General features: G+C 75.0%; 16 protein-coding genes. 11 read left to right on the top strand and 5 right to left on the bottom strand.

All coding sequences use genetic code 11. The features are described 5' to 3' along the window. The first annotated feature begins 1 nt into the window (after position 1). Both urtE and ACLBXP_RS21895 read left to right on the top strand, forming a co-directional pair. Positions 2–697 (top strand): urea ABC transporter ATP-binding subunit UrtE, encoded by a 696-nt coding sequence (gene urtE, locus ACLBXP_RS21900; protein WP_447669938.1) that lies wholly within the window; start codon positions 2–4, stop codon positions 695–697. Between the two features lie 306 nt (positions 698–1,003). Beyond that, on the top strand, positions 1,004–1,309 hold the full coding sequence (locus ACLBXP_RS21895; protein WP_447670001.1) for a GIY-YIG nuclease family protein: 306 nt from the start codon (positions 1,004–1,006) through the stop codon (positions 1,307–1,309). Between the two features lie 259 nt (positions 1,310–1,568). Here the strand turns inward: ACLBXP_RS21895 and ACLBXP_RS21890 are convergent, their stop codons facing one another. Further along, entirely contained in the window at positions 1,569–1,781 is a 213-nt protein-coding gene (locus ACLBXP_RS21890) for a hypothetical protein (protein WP_447669937.1), read from the bottom strand. Here ACLBXP_RS21890 and ACLBXP_RS21885 point away from each other — a divergent pair. Both ACLBXP_RS21885 and ACLBXP_RS21880 read left to right on the top strand, forming a co-directional pair. Continuing rightward, positions 1,771–2,100, top strand: coding sequence for a DUF2171 domain-containing protein (locus ACLBXP_RS21885; protein WP_447669936.1), 330 nt, complete (start codon positions 1,771–1,773; stop codon positions 2,098–2,100). The two genes, ACLBXP_RS21890 and ACLBXP_RS21885, sit on opposite strands and share 11 nt — an antisense overlap. A 44-nt stretch (positions 2,101–2,144) precedes the next feature. Continuing rightward, positions 2,145–2,450, top strand: a complete 306-nt coding sequence (locus ACLBXP_RS21880; RefSeq protein ID WP_447669935.1) for a hypothetical protein — start codon at positions 2,145–2,147, stop codon at positions 2,448–2,450. A gap of 68 nt (positions 2,451–2,518) precedes the next feature. Here ACLBXP_RS21880 and ACLBXP_RS21875 read toward each other — a convergent pair whose 3' ends face one another. Further along, on the bottom strand, positions 2,519–3,352 hold the full coding sequence (locus ACLBXP_RS21875) for an SGNH/GDSL hydrolase family protein (RefSeq protein WP_447669934.1): 834 nt from the start codon (positions 3,350–3,352) through the stop codon (positions 2,519–2,521). Positions 3,353–3,760: 408 nt separating this feature from the next. Between ACLBXP_RS21875 and ACLBXP_RS21870 the strand changes: the two genes are divergently transcribed. After that, the gene (locus ACLBXP_RS21870) at positions 3,761–4,009 is read left to right on the top strand and encodes a hypothetical protein (RefSeq protein ID WP_447669933.1); all 249 of its coding nucleotides are present in this window, start codon (positions 3,761–3,763) and stop codon (positions 4,007–4,009) included. 14 nt (positions 4,010–4,023) lie between these two features. On the opposite strand, the gene ACLBXP_RS21865 is transcribed toward ACLBXP_RS21870, so the two are convergent. Together ACLBXP_RS21865 and ACLBXP_RS21860 are read right to left on the bottom strand one after the other, a co-directional pair. Further along, positions 4,024–4,899 carry an SDR family oxidoreductase gene (locus ACLBXP_RS21865; RefSeq protein ID WP_447669932.1) on the bottom strand — a complete coding sequence of 292 codons (876 nt, stop codon included), beginning with the start codon at positions 4,897–4,899 and terminating at the stop codon, positions 4,024–4,026. 50 nt (positions 4,900–4,949) lie between these two features. Then, the gene (locus tag ACLBXP_RS21860) at positions 4,950–5,420 is read right to left on the bottom strand and encodes an anaerobic typically selenocysteine-containing protein (protein ID WP_447669931.1); all 471 of its coding nucleotides are present in this window, start codon (positions 5,418–5,420) and stop codon (positions 4,950–4,952) included. Positions 5,421–5,624: 204 nt separating this feature from the next. Here ACLBXP_RS21860 and ACLBXP_RS21855 point away from each other — a divergent pair, with 204 nt between their 5' ends. Further along, entirely contained in the window at positions 5,625–7,520 is a 1,896-nt protein-coding gene (locus ACLBXP_RS21855; RefSeq protein ID WP_447669930.1) for a cytochrome C oxidase Cbb3, read from the top strand. Positions 7,521–7,538: 18 nt separating this feature from the next. On the opposite strand, the gene selB is transcribed toward ACLBXP_RS21855, so the two are convergent. Continuing rightward, positions 7,539–9,422, bottom strand: coding sequence for a selenocysteine-specific translation elongation factor (gene selB / locus ACLBXP_RS21850; RefSeq protein ID WP_447669929.1), 1,884 nt, complete (start codon positions 9,420–9,422; stop codon positions 7,539–7,541). A gap of 322 nt (positions 9,423–9,744) precedes the next feature. On the opposite strand from selB, the gene ACLBXP_RS21845 reads away from it, so the two are divergent. The 5 genes from ACLBXP_RS21845 to ACLBXP_RS21825 all read left to right on the top strand — a co-directional run bounded on the left by ACLBXP_RS21845 (position 9,745) and on the right by ACLBXP_RS21825 (position 15,214). Beyond that, entirely contained in the window at positions 9,745–11,325 is a 1,581-nt protein-coding gene (locus tag ACLBXP_RS21845; RefSeq protein WP_447669928.1) for a CYTH and CHAD domain-containing protein, read from the top strand. A gap of 160 nt (positions 11,326–11,485) precedes the next feature. Beyond that, positions 11,486–11,950, top strand: a complete 465-nt coding sequence (locus tag ACLBXP_RS21840) for a Tellurite resistance protein TerB (protein WP_447669927.1) — start codon at positions 11,486–11,488, stop codon at positions 11,948–11,950. A gap of 124 nt (positions 11,951–12,074) precedes the next feature. Next, positions 12,075–13,196, top strand: a complete 1,122-nt coding sequence (locus ACLBXP_RS21835; protein ID WP_447669926.1) for a carboxylate-amine ligase — start codon at positions 12,075–12,077, stop codon at positions 13,194–13,196. A 277-nt stretch (positions 13,197–13,473) separates the two neighbouring features. Beyond that, entirely contained in the window at positions 13,474–14,541 is a 1,068-nt protein-coding gene (locus ACLBXP_RS21830; RefSeq protein WP_447669925.1) for an extracellular solute-binding protein, read from the top strand. Between the two features lie 118 nt (positions 14,542–14,659). Next, the gene (locus ACLBXP_RS21825) at positions 14,660–15,214 is read left to right on the top strand and encodes a hypothetical protein (RefSeq protein ID WP_447669924.1); all 555 of its coding nucleotides are present in this window, start codon (positions 14,660–14,662) and stop codon (positions 15,212–15,214) included. The last annotated feature ends 26 nt before the right edge of the window (positions 15,215–15,240 follow it).

Here is a 15,240-nt window from a genome sequence, read left to right as displayed (position 1 = left end):
CATGCTGAGCGTCGACGGCATCGATCTCCACTACGGCGCGGCCAAGGCCCTGCGCGGCGTCTCCCTGCGGGCCGAGGTCGGCGCGGTGACCTGCGTCCTCGGCCGCAACGGCGTCGGCAAGACCTCGCTGATGCGGGCGATCGTCGGCCAGCAGCCGATCTCGAAGGGCACGATCCGCCTCGGCACCCGCGACATCTCGGGGCTCGCCCCCTACGACCGGGCCCGGGCCGGCGTCGCCTTCGTGCCGCAGGGCCGGGAGATCTTCCCGCTGCTCACCGTGAAGGAGAACCTCGAGACCGGCTTCGCCCCGTGCCCGCGGCGCGACCGCTACGTGCCGGCCGAGGTCTTCGACCTGTTCCCCGTGCTCCGGGACATGCTGCACCGGCGCGGCGGCGACCTCTCGGGCGGCCAGCAGCAGCAGCTCGCCATCGGCCGCGCCCTCGTGACGCGCCCGAAGCTCCTCGTCCTCGACGAGCCGACCGAGGGCATCCAGCCCTCGATCATCAAGGACATCGGCCGGGCGATCACCTACCTGCGGGCTAAGGGCGAGATGGCGATCGTGCTCGTCGAGCAGTACTTCGAGTGGGCCCGCGACCTCTGCGACACCTACGCGGTGATGGACCGGGGCCAGGTGGTGGAATCCGGCCCCCGCGCGACCATGGACGAGACCGTGGTGCGCAAGTGGCTGTCGGTGTGAGGGGCGTCGGCGGGCCGGGCCGCCTCATGGGATGAGTGTATGAGATCGCGCATCAAGCCAACGCGGCGAGCGCCGTCCCGCCGCATCCGGGGCTTCCTCCCACCCACGACCTCATCCTGAGGCGCCGCGAAGCGGCCTCGAAGGAGCCCTCCAGGGGCCGCGACGACCTCTGGAACCCGCCCGCGAGGCTGCGCCTGGTGGCCCATCCGCGGTCGCGGCATGAGATCCCCGATCGGACGCCCCCAACCCTTGGCACTCCGACGCGGCGAGACCATCCTGAACCGGCTCGACCGCGATTCGCCCGCCATGAACGCCTTCGTCTACATGCTGCGCTGCGCGGACGGCAGCTACTACGTGGGCTCGACGCGCGGGCAATCCCCCGAGAAGCGGCTGGGCGAGCATCAGGCGGGCACGTTCCCGGGCTACACCCAGCGGCGCCGACCGGTCACCCTCGTCTACGCGGCCGAGTTCCAGTGGATCACCGACGCGATCGCGGCGGAGCGGCAGATCAAGGGCTGGGGGCGCGCCAAGAAGGAGGCGCTGATCCGCGGTGACTGGGACGCCGTCTCGGCCCTGGCCCGGCGCGCGTCCGTGCGCCCCACCGCGCCCTGAATGTCGAGCGCGAACCGGGCGCCCGAAGGAGGGTTCCGGGGCTTTCGGAGACTTCTGGAGGGCTCCTTCGAGGCCCCCTGCGGGGGCACCTCAGGATGAGGTGGAGGGTGGGAGAAGCCCTGTGCTGACCTGCTTCCCACCCTCCACCTCATCCTGAGGCGCGCAGCGAAGCGAAGCCTCGAAGGAGGCCTCCAGCTCGCGCGGATCTCCCTGGCAGAACCGGGGCCTGCCGCAGGTGTTCCGGGACCCAGGCCCAAGATCATCCCGGCTTGATCCAGGTTAAGCGCAGCTGGCGGCCGGAAAAGAGCGCGGCTTTACGCTGCAGGATCATCGCGCGGTCAAGCTGAAACGTCGCGCGCCGCCCGACGTTGAAGCTTTGTCTTGGACGCACCGGATCGACGCTGCGCGCAGGACGCCCCGCCCGGCCGTCCGCGGCCCCGTCCCCCCTGCCAGGAGCCGCGATGCCGCGCATCAGCCTCGCCCTTGCGACCCTCGTCGGCCTCGCCGTGCCGGCCCTGGCGCAGACCACGCCCGAGGCCGGGGCGGCCCGCATCCGGGAGCGCATGGCGGTGGTGGGGCTCGACGGCGGCCCTGTCGGCACCGTCGACGAGGTCGTGAACGGCACCATCACCCTGACGCGGGACGGCCCGGCCGCTGGCGGCAAGCGCCACACGATCCCGGCGGCCTGGGTCGGGGCGGTGGACCGGCAGGTGCAGCTCACCAGGACCACGGCCGAAGCGAAGGCCGGCTGGAGCGAGGCCGCTCCCCCGGGCGAAGCCGCCCGGCGCTGAGGCCCGCCCCGACCGTTTTATTCACCCCGAAGAGGAGACGAACCATGGCCAAGGCCGATCGCAGCAGCATGGGCGCCGGCGCTCAGGGAAAGGGCACCGGAACCGGCGCCATGACGGAGCTTCCCGAGGGTGTGCTGGAGGAGAACATGGTGCTGAGCAACCGGGACAAGTCCCGCCACACCGACGAGCGCGGGCTCGACGGGCGCAACGTCCAGACCGAGCAGTACCACGACCATGCCGGCAACCGGCAGATGGACGCGGAGGCGGACGAGGGCAACACCAGCGGCCTCGGCACGCCGATGATGCAGTCCGGCGAGGACAGCAGCCTGAAGTCCAAGGATCGGGGCTGAGGGCCGGGTCTGACAAGCGGGCGCGGTTCGGGATTCCCTCGCGGGTCCCGGGCCGCGCCGTGCGCGGCCTACTCGGAGAGCGGCTCGGCCGCCGCGAGCGTCACGTAGCCCGCGTCGTGCAGGATCTCGCTGAGGGCGGCCTCGGCGAGGAGGTCGTAGCCGCGGTCGGCCATGTGGAGGCCGTCGGCCGCGAACATCTGGGCGCGCGTCACCCGCCCCTCGCGGATCCAGGTGTGCATCAGCTCCGAGCGGCGGATCACCGGCACGTCGAGCTCGGCGCCGATCTCGCGCACGGCGTCCCGGAAGCGGGAGGAGCCTGGCGTCGCCTCGAGCTTCGGGCACCATTGCGGCTCCATCAGCATCACGTCGATGCCGGCCGCGCGGATGCGCTCCACCGCCTCGCGGGTGGCATCGCGAAAGTGGTCGAGGGAGACGCCGCGCAGCGGGTCGTTGCTGCCGGTCTGCCAGATCACGAGGTGGGGCCGCGCCGCGATCACGTCCCGGTCGAGGCGGGCGAGCATGTCGTCCACGTGCTCGCCGCCGATGCCGCGGTTGACCACGGTGACGGCGCCGTCGAGCTGGGGCAGGGCCTGGCGCAGGCTGGTCTGGAGGCGGGCCGGGTAGGTGTGGGCCGGGCCGCTGGCGCCGATGCCCTCGGTCGAGGAGGAGCCGAAGGCCACGATCCGCAGGGGACCGCCGTGGGCGAGCTGCTCGGCGACGTGGGGCAGGTCGGCCTCGGGCTGGTGCGTCAGGCCCAGGATGCCCAGGTCGAGATTCTCCGGGAGGAGATCCGCGTAGGCCAGCACGGCGGTCGGCAGCAGGGTCAGTCCGGCCAGCAGGGCACCGCCCCGAAGGAGACGGCCGAGGCGGACCGGAAGAGCGTGCAGCGTGGGGCGGATCATCGGAGAACCGGTCTGGGGTGACTGTCCGAGTAGCAGCTCTAGCGGCGAGGCCGGAAGATCCCGTCCCCGCTATCGGTTGATTACGGCAAAAATTCGTAACACAAAATTAACTTCGCGGCCACGGTTGCGCCTCGTGGCCGACACAGGATGTGCGCACGCGCGGCGCCTTCCGCAAGGCGAGGTTGTGAGCCCGGGCTCGACGCTCCATTGCGCGACAGCGGGCACACCCCTGGCCCGAAGCTTGCTCACGGTCGAGCTGACCCGGCGCGGGCGGACGGCTGCACCGCTCCGAAAGTCTTGGCCGGGAACGCGTTTTCGGGATGCGAGCCGGGCCGTCCTTGACCTGTGTGAATGCGGCTGCGCGGCCGGCGTGCTTCGTGCGAGCCGGGGTGAGACGAGGTGATTCCGATGACGCACGACGAGGCCCTGTCCGTGTCCTACAGCCTGTTCGTGCAGGACGGGGAGGGCGGCCTCTGCTGCGCCGTCCGCCAGGACCAGCCGGTGCCGGGTTTCGTGGCGCACTGGCAGTTTCGCGGCACGGTGAACGATTCACTCGATGCGCCGCCCGATTTCAAGCCGCGCGCCGCCCAGGCCGCGACGCAGCTCACCGGCTACTACCTGTTCGTCGACCTGCGCGGGGCGCGCCGCGCGGCCTAGGGGCGGGAGCCCCCTCAGATGATCGGCTTGCCGCCCGTCACCGCCACGGTGGCGCCGGAGACGTAGCTCGATTCGGGGGAGGCCAACATCACGTAGACGGGGGCGAGCTCGCAGGGCTGGCCGGGGCGCTTCATCGGCACCTGGGAGCCGAACGCCCGCACCTTCTCCATCGGCATGGTGGCGGGGATCAGGGGTGTCCAGACCGGGCCCGGGGCGACGCAGTTCACCCGGATCTCCCGCTCGGCGAGCATCTGCGCGAGGCCGCCGGTGAAGTTCTGGATGGCGCCCTTGGTGGTGGCGTAGGCGAGCAGCTGCGGGCTCGGCGCGTCGGCGTTGACCGAGGTGGTGTTGATGATCGAGGCCCCCGCCTTCAGGTGGGGGAGCGCCGCCTTCACGAGGTAGAACATGGCGTGGATGTTCGTCGCGAAGGTGATCTCCCACTCCTCGTCGCTGATCTCGTCGGGGGACGCGAAGGTCTTCTGGTGGGCGGCGTTGTTCACCAGCACGTCGAGGCGCCCGAACGCGTCCACGGCCCGCTCGACGATCGCCCGGCAATGGCCCGCCTCGCTGATGTCGCCGCCCATCGGGATCGCCCGGCGACCCGCCTCCTCCACGAGGCGGCAGGTCTCGCGGGCGTCGTCGTGCTCGTCGTAATAGGAGACGAGCACGTCCGCGCCCTCGCGGGCGAAGGCCAGCGCCACCGCCCGGCCGATGCCGCTGTCGGCCCCGGTGATGATCGCCGCCCGCCCGCCGAGGCGCCCGGAGCCGCGGTAGCTCGCCTCGCCGTAATCGGGCCGCGGGTCCATCTGGTCGTCGCGGCCCGGCGGGTCGATGGCCTTCTGGTTCTCGAACGGCGGCTTCGGGAACGGCGGCTTGGCGGCATCGGTCATGACAGGTCTCTCGGCAGCTCTCTCGGCGTGTCCCCCTCGCGGTTCGGGCGTCAGCCGGCGGCGGGCGCGAGGGTCAGGGTGCCGGTGAACGGCGCCTTCTGGTTCTGCGTGGAGGTGCAGGCGTAGGAGTACTGCCCGGCCTTCATGGTCTTCAGGCGCAGGGTGCCCTTGCCGTTCTGCTTCACGAGGTAGCCCTTCTCGCTCATCACGTGGATGAGGTCGCCGTCGGCGTGGAGCACGTGGCCCTGCTCGAACTGGCCCGGGATCGTCAGCGTCACGGGCTGGTTGGCGTGGCTCACCACGTAGAGCTCCACGTTGGTGTCGGCCGGCAGGCGCAGCTCGGCGGGCGCGCAGGTCGGCTTGCCGTCCGCGAGCGTCACGGTCAGTTCCACGGTCGGCATGGCGGCTCCCCCGGGCCGCGAGGCCGCGGCGGGTTCCTGCGCGCCCGCCGGCACGGTCCAGGCGGGGATGGTCAGGGCAGCGAGCGCGGCGATGCCGAGCGCCGGGAATGTGAGCCGCACGGGGCCTCCTTCGTTCGATGGCGGGTTTGCGGGTGCAGGTTTGCGATTGCGGGGACTACCGGCCGCCGCCGGAGAGGTTCCGGGCACGCGGCGCGGTGACGCTCCGGGGCCCGGGTGGCACCGTGAACCATCCGGCCGGGCGCCCGGTTGTGCCGGACGGAAGCCGCGGGGTCCCGCCCGGAGGAGCCTTCCGAGGGAGTCCCGATGGGTTGGCCGCGCCGCATCCTTGCCGTCACCGCCATCCTCGCCGTGGCGGCGGGCGGAGCGGCGGCGTTCGGCCGGTTCGGATACGCGCCGATGCCGGACGCCGCGGGCGTCCTGAATCCCGAGCGCAACCCGGGGGAGGGCGCCTACGACCTGTTCGGCGCCGCCGGCGGGGCGGGGCAGCCCGGCGCGGTGCGCCTCGACGACGCCCTGATGGCCCGCGGCCGGGAGGCCTTCTACCGCGAGACCTTCGGCAACGAGGTCTTTCTCACCGACGTGATGGGGATGCTCGACGGCGGGATGAGCCTCTACGAGGTGAGCCGCGCGCTGACGCTGCTGGCGGGGCGGGGCACCACGAACCTGCAGGTGCGCATCGCCCGCCCCGTCACCGTCGGCGGGCGCCGCTACGAGCCCGGGGAGGTCGTCTCGACCGGCCTCGATGTCGCGCGCGGCAGCCTCTTCCCCCTCGGCATCCGGACGGTGTGGGACCGGGGCCGGGTGCGGATGGGCATCACCTGCGCGCTCTGCCACGCGGCGGTGGACCCGCAGAGCGGCCGGGTGGTGGAGGGCGCGCCGAACGCCGACCTCAACGTCGGCCTGATGATAGCGCTCGCGAGCAACACCACCGCCTACTACATGCACGGCTCGACGCCCTCCCTCGACCCGTTCCGCACCGACCCAAACCGCACGGTGCGGACCCGGGACGGGGGCACAGAGCGGCTGCCGGACCCGGCGGCGCTGGAGGCCGAGGCCAAGGTGCAGGCGGCGAGCTGGCCCCCCGGCTCCTTCGATTCCTCGCCGGACCTCGTGACGAACCCGACCTCGATCCCCTCGAGCTTCACGGCCGCGGGCTTCCCCTACGGCTGGAGCGGGCACGCCGCGATCGGGCCGTTCCGGGGCCTGTCGGCGCTCAACAACAACGTCCACGCCCTCAACTCCGACACCACCGCCCAGGCCGACGCGGCGCCGGTCCTGTTCGGGCTCGACCCGGAGGTCTACCTCGGCACCATCCTGCAGGGCGCGGCGAACCCGGCGTTCCGGTTCGACCCGGCCTCGGGCCGGGCGCCGTCCGCCGTGCTCGCCGCCGCCGACCCGACGCCGGGCGTGCCGGGCCTCAACCACTACGCGGTGCTGCCGGCCTTCCCCCACGCCAACACGGTGACGACGAACGGCCTCGTGGCCTCGGTGCCGGGAGAGCCGGTGGGCTACGCCAACGACGGCATGTCGCTCTTCCAGAACGCCCTGCGGGCGCCGGCAGCGCGCACCGACCCTGCGTCGGCGCAGGCGGGCCGGGACGTGTTCGCGCGGGCGGGCTGCGGCGGCTGCCACGGGGGCGCCGCCTACACCAATAACCGGGTGGTGCCGGCGCCGGAGATCGGCACCGAGCCGACCCGGGCGCGGTCCTTCGCCCGGACGGAGGCGACCCTGCGGCCGCCGGCCGAGTTCCCGCCGGACACGCCGATGCCGGTGCCGGACGGCGCGGCGACGCTGCCCGTCCCGGTGCCGGCGGAGATCGCGGACGACATCCGCCTCGCCTGGGCGCGGGGCGGCGGCCCCGGCGGCTACAAGGTGCCGAACCTGATCGGGCTCCGCCTGTCCGCCCCCTACCTGCACGACGGCGGCGTCGCGGTGGGGCCCGGCCCCGACCACGCGCCCGGCGCCTCCGCGCTCCTCGACCCGGCCGTCGCCGCCGACCCGGCCGAGAGCCTGCGGGCCCTCGTGGACCGGCCCCTGCGGGCGCGGGTCGTCGCCGCGAACCGCGCGGATCCGCGCCTGCGCACCGCCCGCGTCACCGGCGAGGGCCACGCCTACTGGGTGGACGCCGAGGCGGGCTTCAGCCCGGCGGAGCAGGCGGCGCTCGTGCAGTACCTGCTCTCGCTCGACCGGCCGCGATGAGGGCCGGGGCGAGGGCGGTCACCCTGGGATCACCCGGCGGTCCCCGTGGCGGCGGGTGAAGCCCGTGGCGTCGAGGTGCTCGAGGAGGGGGATCGAGTACTTGCGCGAGATGCCGAGCGCCGCCCCGGCCTCGCGGGCGAGGAAGCCGGCCTCGGGCGTCGTGGCCGCCGGGAAGGCCGCCGCGAGGCGGCCGCGGGCCTCCGCGATCGCCTCGCGGTGGAAGAGGATCGCGCGGCGCTGCACCCGGTCGACGGCCCGGACCAGGGCGCCGGAGCCCAGCAGATAGGCGAGGGCCTCCCGGCGGCGGGTGTCGCGGCCCACCACCTCGGCCTCGTCGGGCGGCGACAGGCCGGCGCGGCGGAAGACGCCCTCCAGGCGGCGCACCGCCTCGGTCTCGTTGCGGGTGGGGTCGAACGCGGCCCGGCGGACGAGCGGTCCCGCCTGCACGGCGGCGCCCGCGGCGACGAGGTCGCGCAGGGCCGCCTGCACGATGGGCTCGGGCAGGGCGAGGCGGCGCAGCAGCCGCTCCGGGGCCATGCCGTGCTCCAGGGGGTGCTCGGCGTGGTAGCGCGCGAGGGTCTCGAGCAGGGTCTCCTTCAGCCCCGCGAAGGCCGGGGCGCCGAGGACGTCCTCGCCCACCGCGCGGGCCCCGATCCCGGCGAGTTGCCCCCGCACCCGCTCGGGCGCCGCGCCGGCGAGGCGGACGAGGTCCGCGAAGGCGACGCCCGCGGGCCCGGCCTCGTCGAGGCGGGCGGCGAGCGCCTCCGCCGGGCGGCCGGCGAGGCCCGCGAGGGCGGCCAGGGCCCGCGGATCGCGCCGGCGCCGGCGCCGGGCGGAGGGGTCGAGCACGCGCCCGCCCGCCACGGTCGCGGCGGGGGCATCGAGGCGCAGGATGAAGGGCTCGCGGGCCGGCACCGTCACGGGGCTCGCGAGGCGCAGCTGCGCGAGCGCGCGGGCGCCCGGCTCCAGGGCGTCGCGGTCGAGGAGGCGCAGGCGCACAGACACCTCGGCGGTGCCGTGGAGGAGCCGGCAGGCGGTGCCGTCGGCGAGCGGTCCCGGGGCGCCCGCGGCGGCGTCCAGCATCACGTCGAGCCAGCGGGCCGGCGCCAGGAGGCCCGCCGGGCACAGGGCCTGGCCGGGCTGCAGCGCCGCACGCTCGACGCCCCGCAGCGCCACCGCCGTGCGCCGGCCGGGCTCCGCCGCCTCCACCGGGCGGCCGTGGATCTGCAGGCCCCGCACGGTGGCCAGCGCCCCGCCCGGCACCACCGCGACGGCATCGCCGACCGCGAGGCGGCCCCGCCGCAGGGTCCCGGTCACCACCGTGCCGAAGCCGGGCCGGGAGAACACGCGGTCCACCGGCAGGTAGGGGAAGCCGTCGTCGGGCGCCGGCTCCGCCCCGTCGAGGAGGCCCGCGAGCGCCGCCGCCAGCGCGTCGAGGCCGGTTCCGGCCAGGACCGAGGTCGCGACGACCGGCGCCTGCGCGAGGCCCGCGGCGGCCGCGGCGGCGGCAGCCTCGGCGGCGCGGGCCGCGAGCGCCTCGGCGGGCACGAGGTCGCACTTCGTCAGCGCGACGACGCCGCGGCGCACGCCGATCAGCCGGGCGATCTCCAGGTGCTCCACGGTCTGGGGCTTCTGCCCCTCGCGGACGTCGACGCAGAGCAGCACCGCCGCCATGCCGGTGGCGCCCGAGACCATGGCCCGCACGAAGCGCTCGTGGCCCGGCAGGTCCACGAGGTCGATCTCGCCCCCCGGCACCGGCAGCAGCGCGAAGCCCGGCACGATCGAGACCCCGCGGGCCTGCTCCTCCGGCAGCCGGTCGGTCTCCACGCCGGTGAGCGCCCGCACGAGCGCCGTCTTGCCGTGGTCGACGTGGCCGATCACGCCCACGAGGAGGGTCTTCATGGCGGCGCGTTCATCCGGGGCGCGCCGTCCCGGGGGCGCCGTCCCGCGCGGGCGGCAGGGCCGGGCGGTCGGGCGGTGGGCCGTCCGGCCCCGGGATGCCGCCGCGCTTTAGGTTGCGGGCAATCCTGTTTGGAGCAACACGCACGGCAACGCAATCGGCCGCGAGCGCGCCGCATCCGGAACGCGCGGCGCGGCCCCCTGCGCGGGCGGGCGAAGCGTGGCACAATGCCTCGCGGGCACCGCGGAGCGGACCGGGCGTTGGGCCCGGAGCGCCCGCACCCGCCGACGTTTCGGGCCGGGGCTCGGACATCCAGGAGACCGCATGAGCGCCGAGCGCGAGACGACCACGACCCCAGAGCCGCGGGAGATCGAGCTGAAGCTCGAATGCGACGGCCCGGACCTCGCGGCGCTCGCCGCCCACCCGCTCCTGCGGGGCACGGGCGAGGATGCGCCCGAGCACCTCGCCTCCACCTACTTCGACACCCCCGGGCGCGACCTGCGCGCGGCGGGGCTCACCCTGCGGGTCCGGCGGGCGGGCGAGACCCGCCTGCAGACCGTGAAGGCGGGAACGGGCGGCGTCGGCCTGTTCGACCGCGCCGAGTGGGAGCGCCCGATCGCGGGCGACGTGCCGGACCCGGCGGCCTACGCGGACACGCCCGTGGCCGCGGTGCTCGCCGACGCGAAGGCGCCGGAGCTCGACCCCGCCTACACGACCGTGGTGATGCGGCGGGTGCGCAGCATCGCCTACGGGGCCTCGCGCATCGCCGCGACCCTCGACGAGGGCCGGGTCGAGACGCCCGCGGGCGACGCGCCCCTCTGCGAGCTGGAGCTGGAGCTCGAATCCGGCGAGCCGGCGGACCTGTTCGCCCTCGCCCAGGCGCTGGCCGAGACGGTGCCCCTGCGCCTCGGCGCGCTGAGCAAGAGCGAGCGGGGCGAGCGCCTCGCCGCCGGGACCCTCAAGCGCCCCAGCAAGGCGGAGGCCGTGGCCCTGCCGGCGGATGCGAGCGCGGGCGAGGCCTTCCGGCGCATCGCCCAGGCCTGCCTGCGGCACCTGCGCCTCAACGAGGCGGTGTTCCTGGACAACCAGGATCCGGAGGCGCTGCACCAGATCCGGGTGGCGCTCCGCCGCCTGCGCTCCGCCTTCAGCCTGTTCAAGCCGGTGCTCGCCGGCGACCCGCGGGCGGTCGGCCTCTCGGACGAGATCAAGCGCGTCACGGAGCCGTTCGGGCGGGCGCGCAACCTCGACGTCTTCCTGGAGACCACGCTGCCGGACGAGGTGGCGCGGCGCCCCGACGAGCCGGGCCTCGACGAACTCCGGACGCGGCTCGAGGCGGAGCGGGGCGAGGCCTACGCGGCCGTCCTCGCGATCCTGGCGGCGCCGGCCTGGCGCGGCCTCCTCCTCGACCTCGTCACCTGGGTCGAGGCCGGCCCCTGGCGGACGGAGCCGGACCGGCCCCAGCGGGACGCCCCGGCGCGCGACTTCGCCGACGCGGTGCTCGACCGCTTCCGCCGGCGGATCCGGAAGCGGGGGCGCCACCTCGCCCGCCTCGACCCGGAGGAGCGCCACAGCGTCCGCATCGCGGGCAAGAAGCTGCGCTACGGGGCGGAGTTCTTCGCCTCGCTCTATCCGGGCCGCAAGGCGCGCAAGCGCCACAAGGCCTTCGCGGGCGCGCTCTCGGACCTGCAGGACCATCTCGGCGCCCTGAACGACCTCGCCACGGCCCACGCCGTCATGGCGGGCCTCGCGCAAGGGACGGAGGGCGGCCAGGCCCCGGCCGCGGGGCCGGCCCTGTTCGCGGCGGGCCTCACCGCGGCCGACAACGAGGCGCACGCCGACAAGCTCCTCGACGCGGCCGAGGAGGCCTACGACGACCTGATGGACGCCCGGCCCTTCTGGGGCTGAGGCGGCGGCCGCGACGGCGCTGCAATTCAGAGGGGCACCGGCTATGAAGCCGGTGCCCTGACCTTTCTCATGGGCACCGGCCGTGAAGCCTGTGCCCGAACCATTTCCCATGGGCACCGGCCAGGAAGCCGTTGCCCCGACCTGCCCCCGCAAGCGCCCGATGCCCCTCCTCCGCGACCTCTTCGGCCGGCTCGGCCGCACCGTGACCGCCTACGCGGGCGACCGCACCCTGATGCTGGCCGCCGTCTCGGGCAGCGCCAACGTGATCGTGGCGGACGGGGAGGTAGCCGGCCCGGAATTCGAGGCGGCGCTCGCCGGCATGCGGGCGAACCCGATCCTGGTGAAGGGCTACGACACCCTGATGCTGGAGGACGAGCTCTACGCCGCCATCGCCCGGGCCCGCACCCGGGCCGGCCGCGCCGAGAACCTGCACCACGTCGCGGGTGCGGCCGGGCGGCCGCGCCCGGAGCGCGAGAACCTGTTCCTGATCGCCGCCGACGTCGCCGACCACGAGGGCATCAGCGGCATCGAGGCGACGGCCCTCGCCGAGATCGCCGCCGCCCTCGGGGTGGACGGGGCGGGCCTGCTGCGGGCCTCCCCGGTGCGCAAACCCATCGCAGGTTGAGCGGTCGTCGGAACCACAACTCGTTTGGGGGCGCTGTTTGCGCGAAACCTGCATCCGCGGGCTCGACGACTCCGTCCTGGCACCGTGGGCGACGAGCCCCGGCCCCGCCCCTCGAGGAAACCGCATGGCGCACGCCTATCCGTTCGGCATCGAGGAGGAGTTCTTCCTCGCCGATGCGCGCAGCCGCGGCACCCCGCGGGGCACGACCCAGGCGTTCCACGCGGCGGCCCAGGACCGCTTCGACTCGGTCGACCGGGAGATGCTTCAGGCGCAGGTGGAGATCTGCTCGCCGCCCGCCGAGAGCTTCGCGCAGGCGCGCGCCCACCTCGCCGAGCGGCGGCGCGGGCTCGCCGGGCTCGGCCGGGAGCACGGGCTCCTAGTCTTCGCGGCCGGCACCCACCCCACCGCCACCTGGCGCCACCAGATGCGCACCGAGGCGCCGCGCTACCGCGAGATCCTGGAGGACCTGCGCATGGTCGGGCGCCGGGCGGTGGTCTGCGGCCTGCACGTCCACGTGGAGGTGCCCGAGCCGGAGGCCCGCATCGGGCTGATGAACCGGCTCCTGCCGTTCCTGCCCCTGCTCCTCGCGCTCTCGGCCGGCTCGCCGTTCTGGCAGCAGCGCGAGACGGGGCTCGCCGGCTACCGGCTGCGGGCCTACGCGGAACTGCCCCGCACCGGCCTGCCCGAGCTGTTCGCCGACGAGGCCGACTTCGCGCGCTACGTGCGGACGATGACGGAATCGGGCGCCATCGACGATGCGAGCTTCCTGTGGTGGCACATCCGCCCCTCGGTGAAGTACCCGACCCTCGAACTGCGCATCGCCGACAGCTGCACCCGCCTCGACGACGCCGTGACCATCGCCGCGCTGTTCCGCTGCCTCTGCCGCCACCTCCGCCGGCACCCGACGCTCGGGGCGGGCCTCAGCGGCGCCGACCGCGGCCTCGTGATGGAGAACCTGTGGCGGGCCCAGCGCGACGGCGTCGCGGCGTCGCTGATCGACGGGAAGAGCCCCCGCGCCGTGCCGGTGCCGGAGCTCGTCGGGAGCCTCCTGGACCGCCTCGCGCCCGACGCCGAGGCCCTCGGCTGCACGGCCGAATGCGCCCGGGCCGCGGTGATCGCCGCGCAGGGCACCAGCGCCACCCGGCAGACCGCGATCTACGCCGAGGCCCGCGCGGCCGGGGCGGGGGCGCGGGCCGCCCTCGGGCAGGTGGTGGACTGGCTGGCGGCCGAGACGGAGGCGGCGTGAGCTGCGCCGGCAAGGGCTGCGCCGGCAAGGGCTTTGCCGGCAGGAGCGGCATGCGGCCCGGGTCCGGCGGCAAGCGCGCCGGTCCCGGGCCGCAGCCGCGCCAGTGCTGAGGGGGAATCGGCGCGGCGACGGCGACCTTGGCAGGCGCAGGTTGCTGCAACATTGCCGGATCCGCCCGGGACCGGCGCGGAGGACGGCATTTGGCTGGCGGAGCGATCCTGCCTTAGGGTTGCATCGGCGCGACGGCGGGAGTTCCGGCAAGGTGGGGTCCGGCAGGGTGACGACGGGAGGCTGGGGCCGCGCGCTGCTCGGGGCCCTCGCGGGGCTGATCCTCGCGATGCCGATCCTCGCGATGCCGGGGCTCGCGGGCCCGCTCCGGGCGGCGGAGCGGCCGACCCTCACGGTCTACACCGCCATCGAGAACGAGCAGATCGGCTGGATCGACGCGGCCCTCGCGCGCGCCGTGCCGGAGGTGGAGCTCGTCTGGGTGCGGGGCTCCACGGGGGTGATCACGGAGCGCCTGCTGGCCGAGCGGGGACGGCCGGTGGCCGACCTCGCCCTCGGCCTCGGCGCATCGAGCCTGATGGTGCTGAAGGCGGAGGGGCTGCTCGCCCCCTACGAGCCGGCCGGCGTGGCCGAGCTGCGCGGCTTCTTCCGCGATCCCACGCCGCCCTACGCCTGGACGGGGATGGACGCGTATCTGGGCGTGATCTGCCTCAACCGGGACGGCGCCGCGGCGCGGGGGCTGCTGACGCCCCAGCTCTGGCGCGAGCTCCTGGCGCCGGCCCTCAGCGGACAGGTCGTGATGCCGGACCCGACCGCTTCGGGCACCGGCTTCCTGCTCGTCTCCGGCTGGCTCCAGAGCATGGGCGAGGCGGCGGGCTGGGCCTTCATGGACCGCCTGCACGAGAACGTCGCCGCCTACCTGCCCTCGGGCTCCGCCCCCTGCCAGTCGGCGTCCCGCGGCGAGGCCGTGGCCGGGCTGTCCTTCGACATGCGCGCCGCCGCGGAGCTGGTCGCGGGGGCGCCCATCGAGATCGTGGTGCCGGTGGACGGCGTCGGCTGGGAGCAGGAGGCCTCGGCGCTGCTGACGAGCGCCCGGCACCCGGACCTCGCCCGCCGGGTCCTCGACTGGATGGCCTCGCGGGAGGCGAACGCGATCTACGCCCGCAGCTTCGCGGTGGTGGCGCACCCGGAGGCCGCGACCCCGCGCTCCGGCTACCCGGCCCATGCCGAGGCCCGGATGATCCACAACGACCTCGCCTGGGCGGCGCGCAACCGGGCGCGCATCCTGGCCGAATGGAGCCGGCGCTACGGCGCCAAGGCCCGCCCGCTCGACCCCTGAGAGGCGCCCGGCGCTGGACGTCGGATGTCGTTGTGTTCACAACCATTCTGGACATAACCGGAACCGGCGCGATTCGCAGGAGGCGCGGCCGGCCGCCACGCCACGTGACCCACGCGCGTTGCCACATCTCGATATCACCCCGCCGAAGAGGCGTTGCCCCGCCTGCGGGGCCGGCCACTACGCGCTGACGGCCCACTGCCCCTATTGCGGTGGCCGCCAGGCGCCGCAGCCCGCCGCCGCGGCGCTCCCCGGCCCGGCCCCGAGTCCTGCCCCCCGGCTGCGGGGTTCCCTGGATCCGCAGGCTCCGGAAGGCCCGCCGCGGCCCGTTCAGGGACGCAGGGGCCCGGCCCGGCTCGTCGCCCTGGGGCTCCTGACCGCGGCCGCCCTGGGGGCGGGGGCCTTCGGCCTGTCGCGGGGGCCCCCCGCCCCGAAGCCGCCCCTGCGGGTCGCCGCGGGGCCGGCCTGGAGCCGCGTCGCCCCCGAGGCGCTCGCCGGCGGGCGCTCCGTCACCCTGCGCGCCAGCGCGCCCTTCCACCTGCGGGTGAACGGCGAGCGGATCCAGCGGATCGCCGCCGACACGGACCTGGTCCTGACGGTGGGCGCCGTGCGGAGCCTGGAGCTGCGCGCCGCCGGCAGCCGCGCCGAGGTGGTGATCGCGCCCCAAGCGCGCTGAGCCGGATGCGCTGAGCCTGCCGAGGC

Source organism: Methylobacterium sp. A54F (assembly GCF_053346035.1).
This window is presented reverse-complemented; position numbering and strand designations above follow the sequence as displayed.

What these genes read in the sequence shown, in the direction of transcription:
- urtE (WP_447669938.1), top strand. Translation starts at nt 2, where the DNA reads ATGCTGAGCGTCGACGGCATCGATCTCCACTACGGCGCGGCCAAGGCC.
- ACLBXP_RS21895 (WP_447670001.1), top strand. Translation starts at nt 1,004, where the DNA reads ATGAACGCCTTCGTCTACATGCTGCGCTGCGCGGACGGCAGCTACTAC.
- ACLBXP_RS21885 (WP_447669936.1), top strand. Translation starts at nt 1,771, where the DNA reads ATGCCGCGCATCAGCCTCGCCCTTGCGACCCTCGTCGGCCTCGCCGTG.
- ACLBXP_RS21890 (WP_447669937.1), bottom strand. Translation starts at nt 1,781, where the DNA reads ATGCGCGGCATCGCGGCTCCTGGCAGGGGGGACGGGGCCGCGGACGGC.
- ACLBXP_RS21880 (WP_447669935.1), top strand. Translation starts at nt 2,145, where the DNA reads ATGGCCAAGGCCGATCGCAGCAGCATGGGCGCCGGCGCTCAGGGAAAG.
- ACLBXP_RS21875 (WP_447669934.1), bottom strand. Translation starts at nt 3,352, where the DNA reads ATGATCCGCCCCACGCTGCACGCTCTTCCGGTCCGCCTCGGCCGTCTC.
- ACLBXP_RS21870 (WP_447669933.1), top strand. Translation starts at nt 3,761, where the DNA reads ATGACGCACGACGAGGCCCTGTCCGTGTCCTACAGCCTGTTCGTGCAG.
- ACLBXP_RS21865 (WP_447669932.1), bottom strand. Translation starts at nt 4,899, where the DNA reads ATGACCGATGCCGCCAAGCCGCCGTTCCCGAAGCCGCCGTTCGAGAAC.
- ACLBXP_RS21855 (WP_447669930.1), top strand. Translation starts at nt 5,625, where the DNA reads ATGGGTTGGCCGCGCCGCATCCTTGCCGTCACCGCCATCCTCGCCGTG.
- selB (WP_447669929.1), bottom strand. Translation starts at nt 9,422, where the DNA reads ATGAAGACCCTCCTCGTGGGCGTGATCGGCCACGTCGACCACGGCAAG.
- ACLBXP_RS21845 (WP_447669928.1), top strand. Translation starts at nt 9,745, where the DNA reads ATGAGCGCCGAGCGCGAGACGACCACGACCCCAGAGCCGCGGGAGATC.
- ACLBXP_RS21840 (WP_447669927.1), top strand. Translation starts at nt 11,486, where the DNA reads ATGCCCCTCCTCCGCGACCTCTTCGGCCGGCTCGGCCGCACCGTGACC.
- ACLBXP_RS21835 (WP_447669926.1), top strand. Translation starts at nt 12,075, where the DNA reads ATGGCGCACGCCTATCCGTTCGGCATCGAGGAGGAGTTCTTCCTCGCC.